This is a genomic window from Chroococcidiopsis sp., assembly GCF_051657925.1.
Taxonomy (GTDB): Bacteria; Cyanobacteriota; Cyanobacteriia; order Cyanobacteriales; family Chroococcidiopsidaceae; genus Chroococcidiopsis.
The window spans coordinates 13,189-36,133 of the sequence record NZ_JBOFLP010000202.1 but is presented as its reverse complement, the minus strand read 5'-3'; the positions used below and the strand labels follow the sequence as shown (position 1 = coordinate 36,133).

Here is a 22,945-nt window from a genome sequence, read left to right as displayed (position 1 = left end):
CATCTAGATGCAGAATTACGTAATTTACCAGGAACGTAATAATCGACAAATATATCTATAAATATCTCATTTTTGCCCTGGGTATTTTCCCTAAACTAATATCTGAAACATTCGCGATCGCTCTTTCTCTTCAATTTTTGTCTCTGAGTCAACATAGACGATCCATAACTTTTTTATCTGCTCCCTACTCCCTACTCCCTGCTCCCTACTCCCTACTACAAAAGTTCAAAATTCACTCACAATTAAACCCAAATAGAACTTATGCAAACTATTTATGTCGATGGAACTTACCTTGACAATAATCCAACATATGGTGTTGAAGATTCCCCTTGGAAAGCTCAGCAAATTCTGAGTATAATTCGGAAAAATAAGTTAAATCCTCGTTCTATTTGTGAAATTGGCTGCGGTGCTGGAGAGATTTTAAGACAACTACAGTTATCCTTACCAGAGCAGGTCAGATTTCAAGGATATGATATCTCACCGCAAGCAATCCAACTTTCTCAACAGCGCCAAAATCAAAATTTATCTTTTGCCTGTGAGGATATAACTAAAAAAGAAGTCGATCCTTTCGATATTTTGCTTTGTATTGACGTGTTCGAGCATGTAGAAGACTATTTAAATTTTTTAAGACAGTTAAGACCTAAATCTAAATATAAAATTTTTCATATTCCTCTCGACATGTCAGCTCAATTCGTCCTGCGAGCTGAACCGCTCCTATGGATGCGAGAAAACGTCGGTCATATACATTACTTCATGAAAGAAACAGCTCTTTGGGCTTTGAAAGATGCGGGCTACAATATTTTAGATTATTGCTACACTGCCGAGCATGTCGATCGCCCGAAATCCTTTAAAGCTCGATCGCTAAGTCTACCGCGAAAAATTTTACATGCGATCGCCCCAGACGTTACAGTGCGGCTACTAGGAGGATATTCGCTGTTAGTCCTAGCAGAATCATAAAGCTGTATACATCTTTAGGCACTCAACAAATTGCTGCCGAAAATTTAGAATCCGAGTGGAATTCAAGTCGGAAGCCGAACAAGTGAGACAAGGGAGACAAGGGAGACAAGGGAGACAAGGGAGACAAGGGAGACAAGGGAGACAAGGGAGCTTCAGGTGCAGAGGAGCTTCAGGTGCAGAGGAGCTTCAGGTGCAGAGGAGCTTCAGGTGCAGAGGAGAGATCGGGAGCAATTCTAGCCACTAGCTACTCACTACACCCCACACCCTACACCCCACACCCCACACCCTACACCCCACACCCTACACCCCACACCCCACACCCCACACCCTACACCCCACACCCCACACCCTTGCTTCACTGATAACTGTTAACTGATAACTGACTTATGAAAATCCTCGTACTCAATGCCGGATCGAGCAGCCAAAAAAGTTGTCTCTATGAAATAGTGGGAGATGGTATTCTAGAGCAACCAGTTGAGCCACTGTGGGAAGCAACAATAGACTGGACGGGAAAATCGGAAGTCGGCTTACTAAAGGTAAAAACCTCTCATGGAGCATCGATAAAAATTGAAATTCCTGTCAGAGAACGGCAGCACGCGATCGCCCAAATGCTCGAGACTTTAAAGCAAGGCGAGACACAGGTGATTTCCGATCTAGCTGAAATCCAACTCGTTGGACACCGTGTCGTTCACGGCGGACAGCATTACTCTCAGCCAACTCGCATCACTCCCGAGGTGAAAGCAGCGATAAAAGAACTAGCAAACCTTGCACCCGCACACAATCCCGTCAATTTAGAGGGGATTGAGGCGATCGAGCAGACTTTACCACAAGTACCGCAAGTAGCAGTATTCGACACCGCTTTTCACAGTTCCATTCCCCCTGGTGCAGCCGTTTACCCCATCCCCTACGAGTTGTCCGAACAAGGAATTCGCCGTTACGGTTTTCATGGAATCAGTCATGAATATGTGTCCCGTCGCGCCGCTTATTTGTTGGGTAAACCTAACTCCCTCAAACTGATTACTTGTCATTTAGGTAACGGTTGTTCTTTAGCAGCAATCCGCGATGGGATCTGCATTGATACGACGATGGGGTTTACACCTCTAGAAGGATTGATGATGGGGACGCGATCGGGTTCTATCGATCCCAGCATTCTCCTCTATCTATTGCGACAGGGTTACAATACCGAGCAGTTAGACGAGATGCTCAATAAACGATCGGGACTGAAAGGCATTTCTGGTATTAGTGGGGATATGCGCCAAATCAGCCAAGCGATCGCCGAGGGAAACGATCGCGCCAAATTAGCATTTGACATTTATATCCATCACCTGCGATCGCACATCGGTTCGATGCTAGCTTCCTTGTCAGGAACGGATGCACTTGTCTTCACTGCTGGGGTGGGAGAAAACCACCCTCTAACTCGTACAGCCACCTGTGAAGCTTTTGAATTTTTGGGATTGAAACTCGATCCCAACAAAAATCAAGCTTCCCCCAAGGATGTAGACATCACCACCTCTGATTCAAAGATCCGCGTTTTAGTCGTCCAAACCCAAGAAGATTGGGCGATCGCTCAATCTTGCTGGCGCTTAACTAGGGACTAGGGTAGGAAAGAGGAGACAAGGACGACAAGGGAGAATAATTACCGTCCACTGTCTTCACGCAGTGTAGCGGAGCGCGTCTACTGTCAACCAACAACAAATGACCAATGACCAATGACCATTTATTGCATCTTCTCGATATAGTCCAACACCATCTCATAATTAGCCATTCTGCCTTGGGCAAGGAAGAGTTCTGCGGCAGCACGAAAATCTGACAACGCACCCATGCGATCGCCTAAATTTAACCTCATAAAACCACGATTGCCATAAGCTCTAGCATTCTCAGGATTCATCACTACTGCTTCGTCGTAGCTTTGAATGGCTCCTACATAATCCCCACCATCAGCCCTAGCTGCTGCTTGCTTCATGAAGTCTTCAGCAGTCATCGCTTCTTCAACAACTTTCATGTTTATTCCTCGCAGGTTTGCAGCTAAAAAATTTCTTTGCTATGTTGAAGAATTTACAACAAGGTGACGCAAAAAATTAAGTAGCTAGAAACAAAAATCTACCATTTTAACTCGAAGAAAGTATGTTCTTCTCGATACATTTTCTTTAAACTTGAGCGCAAAGTGACCTAGTCTTAGCGATCGCCAAGCTTTGTTAAAAGAAAGCGTTTTATTTTTTTTGCAATCAAAAGTCAAACAAAATAAGTTTAATTAATTAATAGTAATAAATCTTAAATAAAAAGTAAGGTGGGCATTGCCCACCCTACTAGGAAAATCTGCTAAGTCAAATTAGTTAACTTCAGCTTTTTGGCGAAAGCACCAAACTAACAACGTACCACCAACCGAAAGTTTCACGGCTTCTAGCAGCCAGTAACCCGCGTGCAGTTGATTCATCATAGAAGGAATTTCTTGAACGGACTCAAATACATTCAGAGGCATTCCTACAGCACACATATTAGGAGTGAGAAAATAGGTATTAATTAGGGCGATCGCTAGCAACAGCGAAGATAAAATTGCGGCTTTCCAAGCCAAATTAGCATGATATAATTGCGATTTGCCGAGTGCTAAAACCCCTGTCAATACCAAGGCAGCAGAAAGTAATTCAATCCGATTAAAATTCCAAAACATGAAATAGCCTGCTGATGTAAATCCAGGTTGAGTCATCATCCCAGACACATACAAACTAGGCATAATTACCCAGTCTAAAAGCAAGCTACCACCAAGCCAAAGCCCTAAAGTCAAGATGACAACAGTATGCCAAATGGGTCGCTTCAATTGAGTGGTTGATGCAACAGTCATATCAAATCCCCTAAGAGAGTGGTGAGTGGTGCGTGGTGAAGCAGGCGGTTGGCGAGGTTTCCTCGCCAATAAAGCTGCGTCGTGGTGCGTGAAAATACTTCTTACCAATTACCAATTACCAATTACCAATTACCAATTACCTTTAGCTTAGCCAATTGTTAGTGAACTAAATGTGAATTATGTTTGAACTCTAAGTTGCGAATTAATAAGAAGAAACTTTTTTTCAGCTTTAAAATAAGAAATATTACAATGAAATTGGTAGTTGGTAGTTGCGCCCCTACTCTTTTCCCCTCGACTCCCGACTCCCGACTCCCTAATTTACAAATAGATAGTATGGTGAGACAAATTATCAGATTGTTGGGAACCGCGATCGCGGTAGGTTTGGGTTTAGGTGGAGTAATTCCCTCAACCGTACAAGCCGTGCAGCTAGGAGACGGTTCAGTTGCTTTCGTACAACCGCCAGATCTACTGGAAGCAACAACCACGTTTGATAGCGTCAGCGTCTGGGGCGCAACTTACTACTTCACGATCGCCATTCCCAAAGCAGCAAGCGAACCCTTACAACGGGTGACGATTCATCAAAAGGAAGGCGCAGACAATATTCGCTATAGGCTCGATGATACCCGCGCTTTTGAAGGAAACCGCCGCGATCGCGGTGACAAAATTCAATTAGGCGAAGTTACCCACGATCGAGAAACGCGAACGGTAACAGTCAATTTCGATCCCCCAATTCCTCCTGGTAGAGCAATTACTATTGGTCTCAGACCGAGAGCGAATCCCACAACTTCTGGAGTTTATCTATTTGGTGTCACCGCTTTTCCTCCAGGGGAAAAAGTCCGCAGTCAATTCATGGGCTTCGGTCGGTTACATTTCTACAACAACGGTGGTAGTAGAGACATTTTTTGAATCAGTTATCAGTTATCAGTTGTCAGTGAAGAAAGGGTGTGGGGTGTGGGGTGTGGGGTGTGGGGAGAATTCAGAATTCAGAATTCGGAATTAATGCGTGAAGTTTGAGTTGCTTCCTCTGCACCTGAAGCTCTCTTTTCCCTACTCCCTGCTCCCTGCTCGTGCGCTCCCTCTAATGCCGATGATGGTAGCGGCTGTAGTTGGGACCGTAAGTTGCTAGTAAGTTTTGTGGAGATAGGGCAATTTCGGGCGTACCCGTGCAAATTAGGCTTTGGTTGAGACAGAGAACGCGATCGCAGTGACGGTTGACCATATCTAAATCGTGAGAGATCTGCAATACCGTCCAATTTTCCTGTTGTTTGAGTTCGTTTAACAACGTGTAAAAATCGGCTGCCCCTTGTGCGTCAACACCAGCAAAAGCTTCATCTAAAATCAATAGCTGCCGTGGCATGACCAAACAATACGCTAGCAGCACCCGTTTCAATTCACCTCCACTGAGGCTACCAATTGGCTGTCGGCGCAGATGATAGCCATCAACTCGTTTTAACGCTCGGTCGATCGCTGCCTTTTTTCCTTCATCCCTCTGACTCCTAACTCCTCGCCCATCCACGTATCCCAACCCAACCAGTTCGCTGACAGAGATCGGAAAACTGCGATCGAAGATAAAATTTTGCGGCATGTAGCCGATCTGGTGGCACAATCTCCCCAAGTGTTCTAGGGGGCGATCGAAAATTTCAACTTTGCCCGCAGCGCGGGGAATTGTCCCTAACAATGCTTGTACGAGGGTACTTTTCCCCGCGCCATTGGGACCGACGATCGCTGTATCCGTCCCTGAAATAAGTTCAAAGGAAACATCGCGGACAGCGAGATAGTTACCTTGGTAAACTGTTAAGTTTTCTACCTTCAGAATCGGGTATTTGTTACTAGTTACTTTTAAATAATTCACAATTAATTACTGACAAGCCGATTCTAACGATTTGAGGTTGGCTTTCATTGCCGTGAAATAATATTGGGGATTCGTCTCTCCTATCTCCAGAGGATCTAGAGGTCTGAAAGTCAGATTTAAATCTTGAGAAAGGTTTTTTAGCAGTCTGTTATCTGTTCCTGGTTCGCCAAACACCGCTTTGACGTTGTATTTTTTCACCGCCGCGATCGCCCTTTGAATATCCTGGGGCGACAATTGGTCTTCGGGAATCTCTACGACTGCTACTTGTTTGAGTTTGTAGCGTTGTGCCAAATAAGGATAGGCATCGTGGAAGGTGACAAACGTGCAGTTAGGATATTTTTGTAACCTTTGCCTAAACTCGCGATCGAGTGCCTGCAACTGTTGGATGTAGTTGGCGGCGTTAGTGGTGTAAGTCGCTTTATTTTGCGGATCGGCAGCAATTAAGCCATCGCGAATGTTATTGACTTGTTGTTGCGCCAAGACGGGATCGAGCCAGACATGGGGATTACCCTCAGCGTGTTCGTGTCCGTGCCCGTGTTCTTCTTCTGAAGTCGTTTCTTCCACTGGAGAGATTTCTGTTACAGGTTTTATTCCTTGACTTGCTTCGACTTGTTTCAGCTTGGAGTTACCCGCATTTTTTATCGTATCTTCCAGAAATTCTTCCAAGCCCAAACCGTTTTTGACTAAAACATCAGCCGTGGCGATCGCCTGCACGTTAGCTGGTGTTGCTTGGTATTCGTGTACTTCCGTACCAGGCGGGACTAAAATTTCTACTTGCGCCTCCTCTCCGGCTACTGCTTTGGTAAACCAGTACATCGGTAAAAATGTCGTCACGACCTTTGACCGATCCGACGGCGAAGCAACTGTCTCCACTTGAGGCGTAGGTGGCGGCGAACTCGCTTGGTTATTACAGCCTGTAGCAATTGATGACAGTAGGAGTGACATCAAGGGTAGGCTGAGTTGCCATCTAGTCCAATATCGCAAGTAGCAGCGGCTCACAATTTTTCTCCTGGCATTGGCTAAAGGGTTGCGTTTGAACCAGAAGTCTATTTTACAACTACAATGAGAATCAATATCATCTTATTCGGCGATCGCAGGAGTGAGTCACTACCTTTGGTATATGTTGCGAGTAGATATCAATTATGAGTAGTGATGGCAACCCCCCTAAGATAGAAAATTTAAATAAAAAATTGTTGAGAAAACACAGCCAAAGTTGCTAGTTTTCTGTCAAACTATTGACAAAAAGTTGCACGCTCTTGCTATCAGATGTAGTCACGACTTCATAGAAGCGAGAGAGCAACATCTTGGTGTGAGGAAAGTAAATGATGAATAAAAGCTTGTGGCGATCGCTTTTGGCTAGTCCGGTAGTTTTTGCAACTATATTAGCTTGTAGCCCGTTGTTCCCTGCCGCAGCGAATTCAATCGCGCAGCCAAGTCAGGAAAAATCGACTTTATTAACAGAAGTGCCAAAAGGGGTAAATGAATCGGGACAGGTATCTAGCCAGAATACTAGCAATAGCTTGGCACAGGTGACTTCAGTTTCTCAACTATCAGACGTGCAACCGACTGACTGGGCTTTTCAGGCATTGCAATCTTTGGTCGAGCGTTACGGTTGTATCGCAGGTTATCCTGATGGCACGTATCGCGGTAATCGAGCCTTAACGAGATACGAGTTTGCGGCGGGATTAAATGCTTGTTTGGATCGAGTCAACGAGTTAATTGCCACGGCAACAACCGACTTAGTGACCAAAGAAGACTTAGCTACCTTACAAAAGTTACAAGAAGAGTTTGGCACAGAACTTGCTACCTTGCGCGGTCGAGTCGATAGCTTGGAAGCAGCAACCGCCGAATTAGAAGCAAATCAGTTTTCTACCACCACGAAGCTGAGTGGAGTTGTTGTTGCCGCAGTATCGGATATTTTTAGCGGTGACACTGCTGACGGCGGTGAGATCGACGACAATACCATTTTTACTAACAGAGCAAGGTTAGAATTCAACACCAGCTTCACTGGCAAGGATCTGCTGTATACGCTGATCTCTGCGGGAAATTTTAGAGGATACTCGGGCATTACTGGTACAAATGAGGGCGAACTATCTTTTGAACGCGCTCAAGATGACGATCAACCAGATAACGATGTTAGCCTAGAAACTCTAGAATACACTTTCCCCCTTGGTGAGAGTACAGAAGTCACGCTAGCTGCTGCTGGCGCTGCTTTCTATGACTTTACCGATACAGTGACGCTGTTTGACGGTGACGGCGATTCAGGCGCGCTGTCACTATACGGTACGCGCAACCCGCTTTATAATATTGGCGATGGCGCTGGGGTGGGAATCAAGCACCAGTTTGGCGACAGTTTTGAAGTCAGTTTGGGATACTTGGGAGCAGAGGCGAGCGATCCGGCGGATGGCAGTGGTATATTCAATGGACCTTACGCGGCGATCGGTCAAGTGTTGTTTAAAGGAGGCGATCGCTTCAAGCTCGGTTTAACATACGTTCATGGCTACAACGCCTCGGATACTGACACAGGCAGCCTTGCAGCTAATCCCAGAAGCTTCATCGCTGACGAACTGGGTATCGACGCACCAACTTCTACCGATACTTACGGCGTACAGCTTTCTTGGCAAGTCACCGATGGGATTGTCATTGGTGGTTGGGCTGGTTACAACAACACTCGCCTGCTTTCTTCTGTCGGGGGACAATTAGATCGAGGCACTTTGGACATTTGGAACTATGCCGTCACCCTTGGTTTTCCAGATTTGGGCAAAGAAGGCAGTTTACTCGGTTTTGTCTTTGGCATGGAACCAAAGGTCACCGAGTCTACTATCGACCAAATCGCCGAGGATGAGAATGATTCCTTCCATATTGAAGGATTCTATCAATATCAACTTACCGATAATATTGCTGTCACTCCGGGCGTAATTTGGATCACCTCACCTGGGTTTAACAACGATAACGACGATGCTATCATCGGCGCACTTCGGACGACGTTTAGTTTCTAAAAATGTAGAGACGTTCCATGGAACGTTTCTACACGTAACGTCTCTACATTTTTTAATCTATCCAACGGGCAGCATCTTTAGCGTGATATGTCAAGATCATATCCGAGCCAGCCCGTTTAAAACTGGTTAGAGTCTCCATCACAACTCGCTGTTCGTCAATCCAGCCATTGAGTGAAGCTGCTTTCACCATCGCATACTCGCCAGAGACGTTGTAGGCGGCTACAGGTAAATTAGTGGCTTCCTTCACTCGCCAGATAATATCCATATATGCCAAAGCAGGCTTCACCATCAGCATATCTGCGCCTTCAGCGATATCGAGTTCGACCTCTTTAATCGCTTCGCGGACGTTACCTGGGTCCATTTGATACGTGCGGCGATCGCCAAATTGCGGTGTAGAATCGGCAGCATCGCGGAAGGGACCGTAATAAGCTGAGGCATACTTCGCCGCATAGGATAAAATCGGCGTATCTTGGAATCCTGCTGCATCTAACCCTTCGCGAATCGCTTGTACAAATCCGTCCATCATTCCTGAAGGTGCGATGATATCGGCTCCCGCTTTCGCTTGAGACACTGCTGTTTTCTTGAGTAATTCCAGAGTCGGATCGTTTAGAACTCGACCCATCAGATCGCCTGTTTGTAGATAACCGCAGTGACCGTGACTGGTATACTCGCACAAGCAGGTATCGGCAATGACAATTAAATCTGGTACTGCTTCTTTGACAGCAGTGGCAGCTTTTTGGACGATCCCGCAATCGTGCCAAGCTCCAGTTGCATCGGTATCTTTATCTTCAGGAATGCCAAATAGAATAATCGACGGGATACCCAGATCGTAAACTTCTTTCGCTTCCTCCACAATTTTGTCTACCGATAACTGGTAGACTCCTGGCATCGATTTGACTTCTTTGGCAAATGCTTCACCAGGGACGGCAAATAGAGGATAAATTAAATCGTTTTTAGATAAAACCGTTTCCCGCACCATCCGGCGCAGTTGGGGATGAGTTCTTAAGCGGCGAGGGCGATGAATTGGAAACATGACGTTGTATTGTGACAGCTTGAGATGTAGCGCTCAGATCTTGAAGTATATTACGCCTTGACAACCGTACTGACAGAACTGGTAGCTGTTGTTAAAAATATTAAGGTTGTTGAACAAACTCTATGCGATCGCAGCTTGTTTCACCCGATTAAAAGCGATCGCACTCGTCATTTTTTGCACCACATCTCGACAGCGCCAATAACTAGCGTGAGCATCGCCACCATTAATTAACAAAGATACGGGAGTTTGACGAAAAGGCAGCATCAGCAAATCGGTAAAATCGGTATCTCTGGTAACGACATCTTCAATTTCAACTAAACCGTTACCTACCACCTCCTGCATCACCTCTTTCAACGTCCAAGCAAACGGATCGCTGGGGTGAATGAAATTGTACCAAGGCAAAGGCTGCTGTCCGCGCTCTCGATACAAGGTTTGCAGTAGTTCTTGTAAATTCTTGGCTATATCGTAAGAGCCAATTCCTGTAGCATCAGGTACGAGATCGATCAGATTGAATAAAGCAATGGGAGAACCCAGCGTGTGAATGCTAGCAAGGCGGATACCTCGTTCGCGTTCCGGTGCTACACCAAAAATTCGCTGTCGGATCGTGCGGACGCGATCGCCACCTGGTACATTAGGAAGATCCCAACGTCCTGCAAACAGAATATCGAATAAAATTACCGTCCCCCAACTATGACCTACTATATGCAAGCGATCGTCTGGCTGGGGTTGTGAGGGTAAATTCGCTTCTATTTGCCGTGCCAATTCCTCAACAACTTTAGCACCAACATGACGATTGATATATAATGTTGCATCCCCAATAAACTGCATCAGTTGTTTGGAGCGGAAATTGCGAAACCACAGGCGCTTCCACTGGCTAGAAGCGCGAAACTTATCCAGACGTTTTTGTTGTTCGTCAAATAGAGTGTCGCCCCAGTATAGCGGGATGTATTTAGGATTGAGCGTCGGTGCAACAGATGCGATCGCGCGATCGAGCAATTTAATCAAATCGTTGGCATAGCTTGGCTGTGCCTGCTGTTCGCGAGTATTAACGCCATGAATGAACAGAATATAGTCAGTAGCCATTGACGCACCTATGACTTAAAGCTCTCTAACTATTGCTTCAGGCGCTATCCTACCAATTCAGGAAAATCAAACCAGAATTACGAAACTCTTTGCTTCAAATTGGCAACTTTGTTGACAAGGTAAGTTTTAATTTCTAGCATTTGTTGCATTTTCGCGTCAATTTGCGCTAAGTTTCTGCTCGAATAGTCGAATTAATTCGCTTGCGGGAGTGTCACTCCCCCACTCGTCAATCGCCTGTTTAATTTCGTGCAACGTAAATCCTGCGCCTTGAGGTTGCTTAATCAGTAAAAGCTGTTCGGCGATCGCAAAATCAAAGTCTTTATACGCTCTTGTCCTTACCTGCTTGCTATCAGCTCTAATCAACCCCATTTTTTCATAAAAACGAATCGTGTTTGTAGAGGCGCGTGGTAATTTCGCTGTTAGAGGCACGGGCGCACCCTATCGCAATATTTACATTTTTGTACTTGAGGTTGATAACGGTAAAGTTGTGGCAATTAGGGAGTAGGCTAACCCGTTAATTTTGGCAGAATTATTCAACGTGCCGCTGACTCCATCAAATTCAACTCCTATCAGATAAGCTGTTTGTCAGGAGCGAGCAAACTACCGATTTGTCAAGCTAATCGGCATGTAGAGTAAAACAACTGCCCTAGCAAGCGATCGTCAGACATGCAAGGGCGGCGTTTTCTGCTCGAACTATAACAATCGTGCAATGAATGGGTAACGGAAAGGCTTGTCAGGATCGTTGAAGACTTGAACCAAAGCTAGAATCGTCAGTCCCCAATGGATCAGATATCCCAGTCCTGCCAAAGGAAATAATAAACCAAAACTGATCGTTACTAGTACGCCAATAACTAATGCCCAAAACCAGACATTTAAGTGAAAATTAATCGCTTCTTTGGCGTTTTCCTTAACGATTGGATCGTCGGAGACAAACAAGACAGCGATGGGGATACCAACAGATACCAGAGTGGTACTGAAAAAGATCGCTCCGTGGCTAATTGCCGATAGCAGTTTCCGCTTGTCAGGGTCGTACATACAAACACATTCCTCAGTTGCAGATTGTTATCCTAAATAAAGGTAAATTAGATTCTGCTAGACTCTGGTTTTTACTTCCTGTTACATCCTACAGCTAAGCTTCAATGATCTCCAACGACCTACAAGCAGATTTACAAACAGAGGTGGAGCGGCGACGCAATTTCGCCATCATTTCCCACCCAGACGCAGGTAAAACTACACTAACAGAAAAGTTATTGCTGTATGGGGGAGCAATTCACGAAGCAGGAGCCGTCAAAGCACGACGAGCGCAGCGCAAGGCAACTTCTGACTGGATGGCAATGGAGCAGCAGCGGGGAATTTCCATCACCTCAACAGTCTTGCAGTTTGAATATCACAACGCCCAGATTAACTTGCTAGATACGCCAGGACACCAAGACTTTAGCGAAGACACCTATCGTACCCTGGCAGCGGCAGATAATGCGGTGATGTTGATCGACGCTGCGAAAGGTTTGGAACCGCAGACGCGCAAATTATTTGAAGTGTGTAAACTGCGATCGCTGCCCATTTTTACATTTGTGAATAAACTCGACCGTCCTGGGAGAGAACCACTATCGCTGTTGGATGAAATTGAGAAAGAATTAGGGTTGCAGACTTATGCGGTCAATTGGCCTATTGGTATGGGCGATCGCTTTAAGGGGGTTTTCGACCGTCGCACGCAGGAGATCCACTTATTTGAACGGACGGCTCACGGTAGCAAAGCGGCGGCGGATACGATAGTGAATTTGGGCGATCCGCGCATCGAGCAGTTGTTGGAACAAGACCTTTACTACCAACTGAAAGAGGATATAGAACTTTTAGAAGAAGCGGGATCGGAACTAGATTTAGATCTCGTCCACCAAGGCAAAATGACTCCGGTATTCTTTGGTAGCGCCATGACAAATTTTGGCGTGGAGTTGTTTTTAAATGCCTTTTTGGACTACGCCCTCAAACCCTATGCCCGTGTTAGCAGTATGGGTGAAATCGCTCCTTCCTATCCAGAATTTTCGGGTTTCGTGTTCAAACTTCAGGCAAATATGGACCCGAAACACCGCGATCGCGTGGCGTTTATTCGCGTCTGTACGGGTAAATTTGAAAAAGACATGACGGTTAACCATGCTCGTACTGGTAAAACGATCCGTTTGTCAAGACCTCAAAAACTATTTGCCCAAGACCGCGAATCGATTGACGTAGCCTATCCTGGCGATGTGATTGGCTTGAACAATCCAGGCATGTTTGCGATCGGCGACACGATCTATACAGGACAAAAGCTAGAGTACGAAGGTATTCCTTCTTTCTCTCCCGAACTGTACGCCGTGATGCGAAACCCCAACCCTTCTAAATTTAAGCAATTTCAAAAAGGCGTGTCCGAGTTGCGAGAAGAAGGCGCAGTCCAAATTATGTATTCAGTGGATGAATCCAAGCGCGACCCAATTTTAGCAGCAGTAGGACAATTACAATTTGAAGTGGTACAGTTCCGCTTGCAGAACGAATATGGAGTTGAGACGCTACTAGACTTATTGCCTTACACCGTTACCCGTTGGGTAGTTGATGGTTGGGAAGCTTTAGAAAAAGTAGGGCGGATCTTTAACACCATGACGGTGAAAGATTCCCTCAACCGTCCCGTTTTGCTATTTCGTAACGAGTGGAATTGCCAGCAACTCGAAGCAGACCATCCAGATTTGAAGTTGAGTAAAATTGCTCCCTTAACTTCTGTAACAACGGATAATTGAGGAGCGAGGAGTGAGGGATTTTGAGGACAATATTCCCTACACCCCACACCTCATTCTTCACTGACAACTGATAACTGATAACTGCATAGCGATCGCCTCTCCTCCGTATAGAAAGATTGTTGTCCAATTCAATCTTTCTAACAGGAGTTTATTTATGAAAGCGATCGCAACTCCCCAAACCGTAGTTCAACCAACCCAACGACAATTCAATCCATCTCAACAACAGAAAAGCAAATTAGTTGCTCAATGGTTTCGCGTCGATGGCAAATTAGTTTGTAAATGGATGGTTAATTGTTAATAGTTGATTGTTAATAGCAATCTACAAATGACCAATGACAAATGACGAATGACAAACATTACGTCCATGCTCGAAAGAAGGTATTATCCTCCCAAATAGCAGCAGTGCGTTGCTCGATCGCCGCTAATTCCTGTTGAGATAAAGGTTGAAAAGCTTGAGCCACCTTAACATTGTCTTCTAATTGAGCGATCGTCTCTGCTGCCACAACACAACAATGCACTCCTGGTTGAGACATAGCATATCCTAATGCTTGATTCATCCCATCTAACCCACCAGGTTTAAATAATCGACCGTAAGCCGGAACTTTCATTGCAATTACACCAACATTTTTCTCCCTTGCAACTGGTAGAACCACAGGAAGAAAGGGACGTGGATGGTATTTATCTGCTGCGTTGACGGGAATTAGAGTCGCGTCAAATGAATAGCGGCGCAAACCTTCAGCAATAATATTAGGCTCGTGGTGTCCGGTAATTCCCGCAAAGCGAATGAGTTTTTGGGCTTTCGCTTCTTCGACAGCTTGAATTGCTCCATTTTTGCCGAAAATAGTATCTAAATCTTCAGTAAAAGAGACATGATGCATTTGCCATAAATCTAATCGATCTGTATTGAGACGTTTGAGCGATCGCTCTAATTCGCGCCATGCACCATCTCGATCTCTAGCATCTGTTTTACTAGCAAGAAATATATTTTTTCGGTGAGATGGTAAAACTTTACCAAAATAATCTTCACTCGGACCGTAATTTGCCGCAGTATCAAAATAACGAATCCCCAGCGCGATCGCTTTTTCAATTATTGCGACTGCATCCCCTTCTTTTCCCTCCCAAGATAGAGGCGTTTGTCCTGCTCCCCCCAAGCCGAAAATTGGAACTTTAACCTCTGTGCGTCCCAGTACCCTTTCTGGCATCTTGGCTGTCGATTTAGCCGCTGTATTTTGTGCCGTAGACTGAGCGCTATCAGTTTGATTTTGTTGTAACGCCGTGCTACCAATAATTCCACCTGCTACAGCCGCACCAGTAAGCAGAAAATTGCGCCGAGTCGTCTTATCTGTCATCAATAGCTCCTTAAATTTTCAGCAAGACACTGAGGGCAACGAATATCTCTTCGTATGGTAGCAAAGTAAAACTTCTAAAAATGGCACAATCAAAATAGATAGAATTTGACTGGAATGCCACCTTCTCCGATTTATACCCAGCAACCCTGGACAGAAACCTACAGCGAAATTATTGATGTTCGTTCCCCGAGCGAATATGCAGAGGATCGTATTCCTGGTGCTATCAATCTTCCAGTACTAGATGATACCGAACGTGCTGAAGTGGGGACGATTTACAAACAAATCAATCCTTTCAATGCGCGTAAAATTGGTGCGGCGTTAGTGGCTAAAAACATCTCGCAACATCTCCTAAAGCATTTTGCCGATAAAGGCAAAGATTACCGTCCGTTAGTCTATTGCTGGCGCGGCGGACAACGTTCTAATAGTATGGCTGCGGTGCTAGCACAAATTGGTTGGCGAGTTACCGTCTTGCAAGGTGGGTATAAAACTTATCGCGCTTACGTGCGGCAACAGTTAGAACAACTCCCAACTCAATTTACCTATAAAGTCTTATGCGGTTTTACAGGTAGCGGTAAGACTCTGATTTTACGTAAGTTACAACAGCGCGGCATCCAAGTTTTAGATTTAGAGGCGATCGCCAACCATCGCGGTTCTTTACTTGGTGAAGAATGGCAACTACAACCGACTCCTCAACCTTCACAAAAGTACTTTGAATCATTGCTTTTACAGCAATTACAGAAATTCAATCGCGATCGAGTTGTATGGATAGAATCAGAAAGTAACAAAATTGGAAAAATTTATTTACCTCTACCTCTATGGCAGAAAATGAAGCAATCTGAGTGTATAGAAATTCAGCTGCCTATAGATAGTAGAGTTGCATTTCTTTTAAGAGGATATCCATATTTAGAAACTCATTCTGAGTTTTTAAAAACTAAACTAGAAAAATTAAAATCTAGATATGGAAAACAAAAAATAAATTATTGGTTTCAGTTAATCGAGGCTAGAAAAAGAGAAGATATCGTTAAAGAACTACTCCTTTTTCACTACGATCCAACTTATTCTTGCTCTATAAAAAGAGACTATGCCAACGTAGAAAAATCTTTGTTCGTGTCAGATGTATCCGATATCAATATCGAGCATATTCTGAATAATTTGATCTCAATATCTGAAGACTAATTTCTTGACTCCCTTTCAGAAAGTGTTGACCTATGGATTCAACAACTTCATTAACGCAAGATGCGCTCATTCAGTACTTATAAAAAAACCCCTCACCGGAGTGAGAGGCTCAACCTAACCTAAGCTATTTAAATCGCTACAGCGATCGCACCTGCTAAAGCAGCAAAGAATGCCGAAACTGTTGCCGTACCAAACAACCACCAAGCAGCTGAAGCCGCCGCCTTGCGCGTCTCTTCCGCTTGCTTTTCTGCCTGTTCTTTCACTTGTTCCAATCGCTTCTGTGCTTCGTGCTGAATGCGTTCGGCTCTTTGCAACACGTTGTTACGCGCCGACTCAATTCGATCGATAATTCGATTCGCATCCGCCTCCGAAATATCCTCGCGAGAACTCAAAATCGCTACATAAGTATCTCGATTAAACGAAGATAGCCGTCCGCGCAAAGCATCAAACCCAGCTTGCGGATCGTCAAATAACTTGCGCATATCCCGCTGAATGCTGTCGTAATTTAACTCTGGGCGATCGAGCGAATTGAGGTAGCTGCGAATGCGCTCGAATACGCTGTCGATCGCATCTTGAATCCGTCGTTGAATTGCTCGTACCTGATTGACAAAATTATCGCGTACAGCTAATACCTGATCGACAGTTCTAGCTGCTTCCGCATCGGACATATCTCCCCGCATCTTCAACAAGTCAATTAAAGTCTCGCGATCGAAGTGAGACAAGCGATCGCTCAAACTCTCAATTCCCACTTTCGGATCGCGTAACAACAAAGACAGATCCCGCTTAATGCCTTCTGGATTGAGTTCGTCCTTACCTGTATGACGCAGGTAATCTTCCAAATAGGTTTGGAAATTCTGGACTCTTTGTTGCGTGCGGGTTGCCAGACGACGTGGCGCTTTGATAATATCCCGAATCGAAGTTTGCATTTGATCGACAATTTGATTGACTTGCTCCTCGCTCAAATCGCGCCGCTGGCTCAATAACTTCACCAGGGTTTCTCGATCTACGTGAGACAAGCGCCTTCTAAGGGCAGCCGATCCCTCTTTCGGATTGGCAAACAAGCGCTGAAAGTCGCGCTGAATTCCTTCTGGATTCAACTCTTCTCTACCAGTGTTGCGCAGATAATCGGCGATCGCATTCGTCACCGAGTCGTATTGTTCCTTCGCTTTACCCATCAAAATTTGCGGTGCAACCCGCACGTTGTGCCAAGATCCTTCAACTTGGTTAATAATTTGGTTGACCTGCTCTTCGCTCAAGTCTTGGCGCTGGCTCAACAATTTCACGAGAGTATCGCGATCGAAGCGAGACAACCGCGCCCGCAGTGCTGCCATTCCCGCTTGCGGATCGTCTAGTAGAGTTTTGAGTTCTGCCTCAATTGCGTAGGGATTTAATTCATCTTTACCAGTGTTACGCAGGTAAGATTCCAAATTCAGCCACAGGGTTTCAGCTTGATATTTTGCCTGGTCTGCCAGTCCTTTAGACTCAACTATGGCTTTTTCGCGCTGTGCCTCCAACCGATCTAAAATTGGCTCTACCTCTTCTGGGGTAATATCGTTACGTTGCAATAGGACTTGTCGCAACGAGTCCCGATCCCACCTAGCTAGACGCAAACCAAGAGTTTCGTAATCGGTATCCGAGTCTTCTAATAAAGGTTTGAAGTTACGCTCAATTCCTTCTGGAGTTAAGTCTGCTTTACTCGTTGTCAGTAGATAACTCTCTACGCGGTGCTGGAGTTCTTGGACGGCTTCCCTTTCTTCAATACCTCTTACTGTGGTCAAGACATCTTGACGAATCAGTTCCAAGCGATCGGCTATCGTTTGAATTTGAGCTTGGGTCAGCATTCCCTTTTGTTGCAGCAATCGGGCAAAATCATTACGAGAAAGTTGCTCGATCTGTTGCCTGACTGCTTGTGGATCGGCTGCCGGATCGTAGAGAATGTCGCGGAATTCCCGATCCATCCTGTCTTGACTTAATTGCCAAGTATAAGTGTTGAGCAGGTAGTTTTCTACATCCGCCCTAATGGTCGTGTAGGGAACTTCCGCAGATTTCATTCCTGTTTGAGTGGCGACCTTATCTACTCCCTCGGTGACTTTATCTCTTGCCGTGAGGAGCGATCGCAAGATCTTCTCAACATCTAAATCTGATAGATCGGCACGTCCCATCACCATTCCCATCACGGTGTTGATTCCCGTTTGCAGTGTTTGCTGTACTGGACCTGCGGTGGCTTTGTCGGCTTGGTCTGCTTGTCTTTGGTCAGTTTGCTTAGACGATCGCATTTCTTCTGTGAGTCGATCGATCTTGGCGTTCAACTCATCCGTCCTGGTTTGTCCAGGCTGCACGGACTTGAGGTATTCGATCAACTCATCCATGCGATCGCGTTTGGGTTGCTGTTTTCCGACCACATCCCGCCAGACGCTTTCTAACTGCTCGGCAATTTTATTGACTTCGCGTTTCGATAAATCGGTACGGCTGCTGACGAGATCGATAAACTTCTGGCGATCGATATTCCGCAAGTCATCGGTTCCGGCAAGATCTGCCAGTTGCGGATCGCGTAGAATTGTCTCAAATTCTCTTCTAATCTTTGTCGTGTCTATCTCTGGCGGACGCAGCATGTCTATATAATCTTCCAGGTTCTCGCGAATTGTGGTCGGGTCGATCGCGCTACCTAGTTCTCGCCGCACCGCCGCCGCCGCCGCTTCTGCTGTCTGTACGACTTGCTGATTGACAGCTTTTGCTCCGATCGCAGCGGTAGCCGTTCCCATAATTGCTTGAAAACCAGAGGTTGCCGTATTTACGACGGAACCAACCAAGGAACCGACGGTGGTGGAACTAACCCACACCAGCAGTAAAAAGTAAGCTCCCCAAATCACTAGACCGAGAACTGCTCCCAGTCCTACATCCACGCTCAGCAGGCTTAAACTAACGGCAAGAAAGCTAGCGATGAATAAAGCAATGCTGACAGTTATTAACGTCCAAATACCTACTGCCGTACCAATTTTGCGGATCGTTCCCCCCACACTCCCAGATTCACTGCTACCTGAATCTGAGTCTGATTGCCGTCCTAAATAGGAAATCCCAGCAGCCACAGAGAGGTTTGTTAATACAAGTTGTACGGCAAAGGCAAGAATCACTCCTGATATTAAAGCAACAAAAAATCTCGGACCCGAAAATACAAACGCTGCCTCTGCTGGTGTCGTCACACCCCCATCTGGTGGAGTTAACTGTGCCAGCCAGGAGAAAGGTTTATATAGTCCCAGTAAAATTTCTGGATTCTGAAACATGGTTTTTCCTTCTTTTGTGCTGTGCTGAGCGTCTAAATACAATGTGAGGAGGAAATTTAGGAGCTAAAAATACTATTTAACCCCGTAGCTTAAAAATGCTGCATTTAACAGCGCCAAACATCCACCCCAAGTCTGAAAGCTCTGCCTGTAGTGGGATGAATTCAGATTTACTTCTGAGGCGAGGAAATGTATTTAGCAGCGTTTATGTACGCCAAGATACTAATTACAAGTTGTTAACAATACCAGGCGATCGCTTCATCGCGATTTACACCGTCTATTGATAGAATTCCTCCTGAAAAATTCACTTTATATTAGTCCTAGAGAAGTGCTGCTAGTTTGTACCTCTAGACAGAAAGCAAGAATTAAATTTCCCTTTAAATTAAAGATATGTGAAGCGGCTTATTCGATTAGGAGCAAAAAAATGGAAACTCGCGAACCTCGTCCAGCTACAGATGTACCACCAGTTGCTAAAGCGTACAATGGCGTAGACAGAAACGCATTCATCTTTGGGTTGAATCCTCAAGCTGAGCTATGGAACGGACGTTTGGCAATGATTGGATTTCTCGCCTATTTAATTTGGGACTTAGCAGGCTTTAGCGTTCTACGCGACGTACTACATCTCGTCGGTTACTAGATCTCTCAAACCTCTCTTTTTTAGGGGGTTTCGATCTATAAATCTTGCATTTTTTCAAAGATTCAATATAACAGTCTCTCTTGAAATGTATTTAGGAGAGACTGTTATGCTTTTTACAAAACACTTTTAGTACCAAAATTGAGCGAATAGAATTCGCGTATACATAGGTAAAGTCCACCTGTGCGGACTGATGAATGATTAATAGCAATTCTCGATTACGTGCGTGACATTTGTAGAGATGCACAGTTGTGCGCCCCTACAGAGCGTGTATTTTACCTAATTGATAACCGCTATAAATTTAATGCTATCAACCTGCGGAGGCAGGTTTTGTTTGTGTAGCCGCGAATTCTATTCGCCCAGTATAGCTTTCGGTAAGCGAAACCAGAACTGCGCTCCCCCTTGGGAATTGGTTTTATAGCCGATACTTCCACCCCATTGCTCTACTGTAATTCTACAGAAATATAGCCCTAAGCCAATTCTTCCCGGTCTATTTTTGCCTTGGGAAAACTTTTGAAATAAAGTTGTAGCGATTTCTGGTTCTATGCCAGAACCCATATCGTCAACTGCGATCGTCATGAAATCTCCCTCTTCTGCGATCCCGATTGTTACCGCAGAGTTTGGTGGACTGTGCCTGTAGGCGTTTTCTACCAAATTCGTTATCGTTCGCTCCAGACGTGACTTTTCTCCTACAACTTTCCATTCTCTGGTTTTATCAACATCGATTTGTAGCCGTAAATCGATCTGATTGAGAAAGAAAACTGGTGATAAAGCATTCACAACTTCTAAAACGCAAGCTAGCGCATCTGGTGCTTGTTGCGGATCGTTTCCCAACCCTTCCAAAGTCTCAATTTCAGCTGCAAAAGCATCTAAAATTTCTCGAATTAATGTCTCTTGTTTTTGACACTGCTTTTTACCAATATTTAAGTATTCTTGCGCTTTGGAATTGAGGTTTTGGAGTGAGAGTAGCTCGAAACAATACTTGATCCCCGTTAACTGTCCGGCAAGATCGTGAACGATACAATGAATTAATACTTCTTTTTTTTGAATTTCTTTTAACAGATTGTAGTAATTTAAACTGTTTTCTCTAGCTTTTTGGAGTAGAAACTGATGCTCTTTATAATTAGAAGCAATTAATAATATTTTTTTCTCATTTAGACAAACTGCTGAAGCCTCTAAGTAAAATTCTTGTCCTGATAAATCAGTTTCCGTCCACAGTCCAGATTTAATTCTTCCCGATTGATTTTTCTGCCAAAAGGCTTCTGCGTCGATCAAAAAATTATCGAGTACGGGAAATTTCTGTCCCGGCATCAACTGTTGTTGTAAGTCAGTATCTCTATAAAATTGTACGAACCATACAGGTGCAGTACCGATGAGCTTGAATGAATCATACTCCAATCGTTCTAGAACAACGACATTTAGTGCCGCAAATAGCTCATCTATGATGCTTTCCTCGCTCATGCTACTAAAAACGTAAAGATAGGTATTGGTTCGCTAGCAATGCCTTTAAATATAGTATGACTTCTCCTAAAACAAGTTTGCATCTCACCGATGCGCTCGTATGTGTTGAGATCGATCGCGATCGCGTTAGGAGTTGCTTGAAATCCTAGCTGTTCTATAATTGCCATGCGATCGCCAACAGCAATTAAAGTTTTTTGATTCTGACTACCAGTAATACCCACAATCAGGGAACCAGAAACAATACTGATGCCGACACTAAAAGCAATGCATTTATCGACTTGCCGCACCTGACTTATCTCTCGTACTGCCTCTACAACTCGGATCGCTGCTTCAATCGCACGCACCGCAGGCGAACCAGTCACCGGAAGTATGCCAAAAAAACTTGTCACAGCATCCCCAAAACCTTTACTCACTATCCCACCTCGATCTAGTAACGGCTGCACGATCGTGGAAATATATGAGTTGAGAGTGGCGATCGCTTCTGCTGGCGGGTAATCTTCAATCGAGGAGTTGAGGCTGCAAATCTTAGCTAAAAGAATAGTCACATCTCGGCGATCGCCTTTCTCTAATGCTGTCACTAATTCCTGCGATAAGTTAGCTGCAATTCGATCGTGTAGGCTTTGCTCTAGCAATCGAGAGTGATGTTGGCGAATTAAGCTCAAATCGTTGCTTTGTTGCTGAAGGATGCTGTACTGATGCTCGTATCGTCTTGCATCCAATAATAGTATCCAGTCGCCTTCATCCGCAGAAAAAATGTGAACCTCGGCAGCAACTCCCGACTCCATTTTTATGCAAGGTAGGATAATTGGCAAATTCCGAAAGGGTAGCAATCCCGCTAAAAATAAAATCTTTTTTTCAACCAACTCTCCTCGTTCGAGATGATGAAATCCATACAATGATAATTGACCTCCCCAGCTCGCTAAATAGCCATTCTTTACTAAAAAGTAAGCTGGATAACGACTTTCAAAAATTGATTCTTGAAAGTACTTGACTATAGATTTAGGGAGGTGAGACATCCATTGCCTCCAGCATTTGTTGTGTGAGTTTGGCAAAGGCTTCTTCTACACCTGTAGCTGTTTTAGCACTAGTCTCGATCGCCGTCCAGTTTTTTTGTAAAAGACTATCCACTACTGAATTCTCTATTTCCCAATCTGCTGTTAAATCTGATTTATTCAATACCAATATAAAGGGAACTTTGCCAATAGTTTCCTCTACCTTCTGTTGTAAAGATAATGCTTTATCTAAAGTATAAAGACGCGTTCCATCCACGACTAGAAGATAACCAGATGCACCTCTTAAATAAGACATCTGCAATTTCTGAAACTCGTCTTCACCATGGATATCCCACAGAATTAGATTGACTTCTCGTTCTGCAATTTTAACTAGTTTTTTATCAATCTTTACTCCTACGGTAGAATGGTATATTTCTGAGTAAATACTTTTAACGAATTGCGATACTAGACTCGTTTTTCCCGTAGCAAACGCACCGACCATACATATTTTTTTTTGAATCATATCT

At 44.6% G+C, this 22,945-nt stretch carries 24 protein-coding genes; 11 read left to right on the top strand and 13 right to left on the bottom strand.

Annotated features, from left to right (window positions below; all coding sequences use genetic code 11):
- Window positions 1–261: 261 nt before the first annotated feature.
- The 3 genes from ACRC32_RS16255 (at window position 262) to ACRC32_RS16245 (ending at window position 2,555) form a co-directional block, all read left to right on the top strand.
- Window positions 262–957, top strand: a complete 696-nt coding sequence (locus ACRC32_RS16255) for a class I SAM-dependent methyltransferase (RefSeq protein WP_438554944.1) — start codon at window positions 262–264, stop codon at window positions 955–957.
- Between the two features lie 173 nt (window positions 958–1,130).
- The gene (locus ACRC32_RS16250) at window positions 1,131–1,319 is read left to right on the top strand and encodes a hypothetical protein (protein WP_438554943.1); all 189 of its coding nucleotides are present in this window, start codon (window positions 1,131–1,133) and stop codon (window positions 1,317–1,319) included.
- Window positions 1,320–1,343: 24 nt separating this feature from the next.
- Window positions 1,344–2,555: an acetate kinase gene (locus ACRC32_RS16245; protein WP_438554942.1), complete on the top strand. Its 1,212-nt coding sequence runs from the start codon at window positions 1,344–1,346 to the stop codon at window positions 2,553–2,555.
- 119 nt (window positions 2,556–2,674) lie between these two features.
- On the opposite strand, the gene ACRC32_RS16240 is transcribed toward ACRC32_RS16245, so the two are convergent.
- Entirely contained in the window at window positions 2,675–2,959 is a 285-nt protein-coding gene (locus ACRC32_RS16240) for a tetratricopeptide repeat protein (protein WP_438554941.1), read from the bottom strand.
- Window positions 2,960–3,286: 327 nt separating this feature from the next.
- Entirely contained in the window at window positions 3,287–3,796 is a 510-nt protein-coding gene (locus tag ACRC32_RS16235) for a hypothetical protein (protein ID WP_438554940.1), read from the bottom strand.
- 25 nt (window positions 3,797–3,821) lie between these two features.
- Between ACRC32_RS16235 and ACRC32_RS16230 the strand changes: the two genes are divergently transcribed.
- Window positions 3,822–3,947: a hypothetical protein gene (locus ACRC32_RS16230; protein ID WP_438554939.1), complete on the top strand. Its 126-nt coding sequence runs from the start codon at window positions 3,822–3,824 to the stop codon at window positions 3,945–3,947.
- A 182-nt stretch (window positions 3,948–4,129) separates the two neighbouring features.
- A complete protein-coding gene (locus ACRC32_RS16225) occupies window positions 4,130–4,702 on the top strand; it encodes a DUF2808 domain-containing protein (protein WP_438554946.1) in 573 nt (190 codons plus the stop codon).
- Between the two features lie 172 nt (window positions 4,703–4,874).
- On the opposite strand, the gene ACRC32_RS16220 is transcribed toward ACRC32_RS16225, so the two are convergent.
- Window positions 4,875–5,648, bottom strand: a complete 774-nt coding sequence (locus ACRC32_RS16220; protein ID WP_438554938.1) for a metal ABC transporter ATP-binding protein — start codon at window positions 5,646–5,648, stop codon at window positions 4,875–4,877.
- 6 nt (window positions 5,649–5,654) lie between these two features.
- The gene (locus tag ACRC32_RS16215) at window positions 5,655–6,647 is read right to left on the bottom strand and encodes a metal ABC transporter substrate-binding protein (protein WP_438554937.1); all 993 of its coding nucleotides are present in this window, start codon (window positions 6,645–6,647) and stop codon (window positions 5,655–5,657) included.
- Window positions 6,648–6,973: 326 nt separating this feature from the next.
- Here ACRC32_RS16215 and ACRC32_RS16210 point away from each other — a divergent pair, with 326 nt between their 5' ends.
- Window positions 6,974–8,647 (top strand): iron uptake porin, encoded by a 1,674-nt coding sequence (locus ACRC32_RS16210; protein ID WP_438554945.1) that lies wholly within the window; start codon window positions 6,974–6,976, stop codon window positions 8,645–8,647.
- Window positions 8,648–8,699: 52 nt separating this feature from the next.
- Here the strand turns inward: ACRC32_RS16210 and hemB are convergent, their stop codons facing one another.
- The 4 genes from hemB to ACRC32_RS16190 form a co-directional block, all read right to left on the bottom strand.
- Window positions 8,700–9,680 carry a porphobilinogen synthase gene (gene hemB / locus ACRC32_RS16205; protein ID WP_438554936.1) on the bottom strand — a complete coding sequence of 327 codons (981 nt, stop codon included), beginning with the start codon at window positions 9,678–9,680 and terminating at the stop codon, window positions 8,700–8,702.
- Window positions 9,681–9,800: 120 nt separating this feature from the next.
- Entirely contained in the window at window positions 9,801–10,763 is a 963-nt protein-coding gene (locus ACRC32_RS16200) for a hypothetical protein (RefSeq protein ID WP_438554935.1), read from the bottom strand.
- 156 nt (window positions 10,764–10,919) lie between these two features.
- The gene (locus tag ACRC32_RS16195) at window positions 10,920–11,192 is read right to left on the bottom strand and encodes a MerR family transcriptional regulator (RefSeq protein WP_438554934.1); all 273 of its coding nucleotides are present in this window, start codon (window positions 11,190–11,192) and stop codon (window positions 10,920–10,922) included.
- A gap of 264 nt (window positions 11,193–11,456) precedes the next feature.
- The gene (locus ACRC32_RS16190; protein ID WP_438554933.1) at window positions 11,457–11,798 is read right to left on the bottom strand and encodes a DUF4870 domain-containing protein; all 342 of its coding nucleotides are present in this window, start codon (window positions 11,796–11,798) and stop codon (window positions 11,457–11,459) included.
- Between the two features lie 104 nt (window positions 11,799–11,902).
- Between ACRC32_RS16190 and prfC the strand changes: the two genes are divergently transcribed.
- Window positions 11,903–13,528 (top strand): peptide chain release factor 3, encoded by a 1,626-nt coding sequence (gene prfC, locus ACRC32_RS16185; protein WP_438554932.1) that lies wholly within the window; start codon window positions 11,903–11,905, stop codon window positions 13,526–13,528.
- 154 nt (window positions 13,529–13,682) lie between these two features.
- Window positions 13,683–13,826, top strand: coding sequence for a hypothetical protein (locus ACRC32_RS16180; RefSeq protein WP_438554931.1), 144 nt, complete (start codon window positions 13,683–13,685; stop codon window positions 13,824–13,826).
- A 58-nt stretch (window positions 13,827–13,884) separates the two neighbouring features.
- On the opposite strand, the gene ACRC32_RS16175 is transcribed toward ACRC32_RS16180, so the two are convergent.
- A complete protein-coding gene (locus ACRC32_RS16175) occupies window positions 13,885–14,877 on the bottom strand; it encodes an aldo/keto reductase (protein WP_438554930.1) in 993 nt (330 codons plus the stop codon).
- A gap of 114 nt (window positions 14,878–14,991) precedes the next feature.
- Here ACRC32_RS16175 and mnmH point away from each other — a divergent pair, with 114 nt between their 5' ends.
- A complete protein-coding gene (gene mnmH, locus ACRC32_RS16170) occupies window positions 14,992–16,053 on the top strand; it encodes a tRNA 2-selenouridine(34) synthase MnmH (protein ID WP_438554929.1) in 1,062 nt (353 codons plus the stop codon).
- A 128-nt stretch (window positions 16,054–16,181) separates the two neighbouring features.
- Here the strand turns inward: mnmH and ACRC32_RS16165 are convergent, their stop codons facing one another.
- Complete coding sequence (locus ACRC32_RS16165; RefSeq protein WP_438554928.1) at window positions 16,182–19,334, bottom strand: MFS transporter; 3,153 nt, start codon at window positions 19,332–19,334, stop codon at window positions 16,182–16,184.
- Window positions 19,335–19,429: 95 nt separating this feature from the next.
- On the opposite strand from ACRC32_RS16165, the gene ACRC32_RS16160 reads away from it, so the two are divergent.
- Both ACRC32_RS16160 and ACRC32_RS16155 read left to right on the top strand, forming a co-directional pair.
- Window positions 19,430–19,615 (top strand): hypothetical protein, encoded by a 186-nt coding sequence (locus ACRC32_RS16160; RefSeq protein WP_438554927.1) that lies wholly within the window; start codon window positions 19,430–19,432, stop codon window positions 19,613–19,615.
- A 140-nt stretch (window positions 19,616–19,755) separates the two neighbouring features.
- Window positions 19,756–19,968, top strand: coding sequence for a chlorophyll a/b-binding protein (locus tag ACRC32_RS16155; RefSeq protein ID WP_438554926.1), 213 nt, complete (start codon window positions 19,756–19,758; stop codon window positions 19,966–19,968).
- A gap of 348 nt (window positions 19,969–20,316) precedes the next feature.
- Here ACRC32_RS16155 and ACRC32_RS16150 read toward each other — a convergent pair whose 3' ends face one another.
- Genes ACRC32_RS16150 through ACRC32_RS16140 form a run of 3 tightly spaced genes read right to left on the bottom strand, consistent with a single transcriptional unit; the run spans window position 20,317 to window position 22,941 of the window.
- Window positions 20,317–21,426, bottom strand: coding sequence for a sensor histidine kinase (locus ACRC32_RS16150; protein ID WP_438554925.1), 1,110 nt, complete (start codon window positions 21,424–21,426; stop codon window positions 20,317–20,319).
- Window positions 21,423–22,442 carry an adenylate/guanylate cyclase domain-containing protein gene (locus ACRC32_RS16145; RefSeq protein WP_438554924.1) on the bottom strand — a complete coding sequence of 340 codons (1,020 nt, stop codon included), beginning with the start codon at window positions 22,440–22,442 and terminating at the stop codon, window positions 21,423–21,425. The genes ACRC32_RS16150 and ACRC32_RS16145 overlap by 4 nt, the downstream gene beginning before the upstream one ends.
- Window positions 22,426–22,941 (bottom strand): Rab family GTPase, encoded by a 516-nt coding sequence (locus ACRC32_RS16140; RefSeq protein ID WP_438554923.1) that lies wholly within the window; start codon window positions 22,939–22,941, stop codon window positions 22,426–22,428. Before ACRC32_RS16140 ends, ACRC32_RS16145 begins: the two co-directional genes overlap by 17 nt.
- Window positions 22,942–22,945 lie beyond the last annotated feature (4 nt).

Excerpts from the sequence above, each read along its gene's own strand:
- ACRC32_RS16235 (WP_438554940.1), bottom strand. The coding sequence starts at position 3,796 with ATGACTGTTGCATCAACCACTCAATTGAAGCGACCCATTTGGCATACT.
- prfC (WP_438554932.1), top strand. The coding sequence starts at position 11,903 with ATGATCTCCAACGACCTACAAGCAGATTTACAAACAGAGGTGGAGCGG.
- ACRC32_RS16140 (WP_438554923.1), bottom strand. The coding sequence starts at position 22,941 with ATGATTCAAAAAAAAATATGTATGGTCGGTGCGTTTGCTACGGGAAAA.
- ACRC32_RS16200 (WP_438554935.1), bottom strand. The coding sequence starts at position 10,763 with ATGGCTACTGACTATATTCTGTTCATTCATGGCGTTAATACTCGCGAA.
- ACRC32_RS16210 (WP_438554945.1), top strand. The coding sequence starts at position 6,974 with ATGAATAAAAGCTTGTGGCGATCGCTTTTGGCTAGTCCGGTAGTTTTT.
- hemB (WP_438554936.1), bottom strand. The coding sequence starts at position 9,680 with ATGTTTCCAATTCATCGCCCTCGCCGCTTAAGAACTCATCCCCAACTG.
- ACRC32_RS16160 (WP_438554927.1), top strand. The coding sequence starts at position 19,430 with ATGCTGCATTTAACAGCGCCAAACATCCACCCCAAGTCTGAAAGCTCT.
- mnmH (WP_438554929.1), top strand. The coding sequence starts at position 14,992 with ATGCCACCTTCTCCGATTTATACCCAGCAACCCTGGACAGAAACCTAC.
- ACRC32_RS16245 (WP_438554942.1), top strand. The coding sequence starts at position 1,344 with ATGAAAATCCTCGTACTCAATGCCGGATCGAGCAGCCAAAAAAGTTGT.
- ACRC32_RS16150 (WP_438554925.1), bottom strand. The coding sequence starts at position 21,426 with ATGAGCGAGGAAAGCATCATAGATGAGCTATTTGCGGCACTAAATGTC.
- ACRC32_RS16225 (WP_438554946.1), top strand. The coding sequence starts at position 4,130 with ATGGTGAGACAAATTATCAGATTGTTGGGAACCGCGATCGCGGTAGGT.
- ACRC32_RS16155 (WP_438554926.1), top strand. The coding sequence starts at position 19,756 with ATGGAAACTCGCGAACCTCGTCCAGCTACAGATGTACCACCAGTTGCT.
- ACRC32_RS16240 (WP_438554941.1), bottom strand. The coding sequence starts at position 2,959 with ATGAAAGTTGTTGAAGAAGCGATGACTGCTGAAGACTTCATGAAGCAA.
- ACRC32_RS16175 (WP_438554930.1), bottom strand. The coding sequence starts at position 14,877 with ATGACAGATAAGACGACTCGGCGCAATTTTCTGCTTACTGGTGCGGCT.
- ACRC32_RS16145 (WP_438554924.1), bottom strand. The coding sequence starts at position 22,442 with ATGTCTCACCTCCCTAAATCTATAGTCAAGTACTTTCAAGAATCAATT.
- ACRC32_RS16180 (WP_438554931.1), top strand. The coding sequence starts at position 13,683 with ATGAAAGCGATCGCAACTCCCCAAACCGTAGTTCAACCAACCCAACGA.
- ACRC32_RS16165 (WP_438554928.1), bottom strand. The coding sequence starts at position 19,334 with ATGTTTCAGAATCCAGAAATTTTACTGGGACTATATAAACCTTTCTCC.
- ACRC32_RS16255 (WP_438554944.1), top strand. The coding sequence starts at position 262 with ATGCAAACTATTTATGTCGATGGAACTTACCTTGACAATAATCCAACA.
- ACRC32_RS16190 (WP_438554933.1), bottom strand. The coding sequence starts at position 11,798 with ATGTACGACCCTGACAAGCGGAAACTGCTATCGGCAATTAGCCACGGA.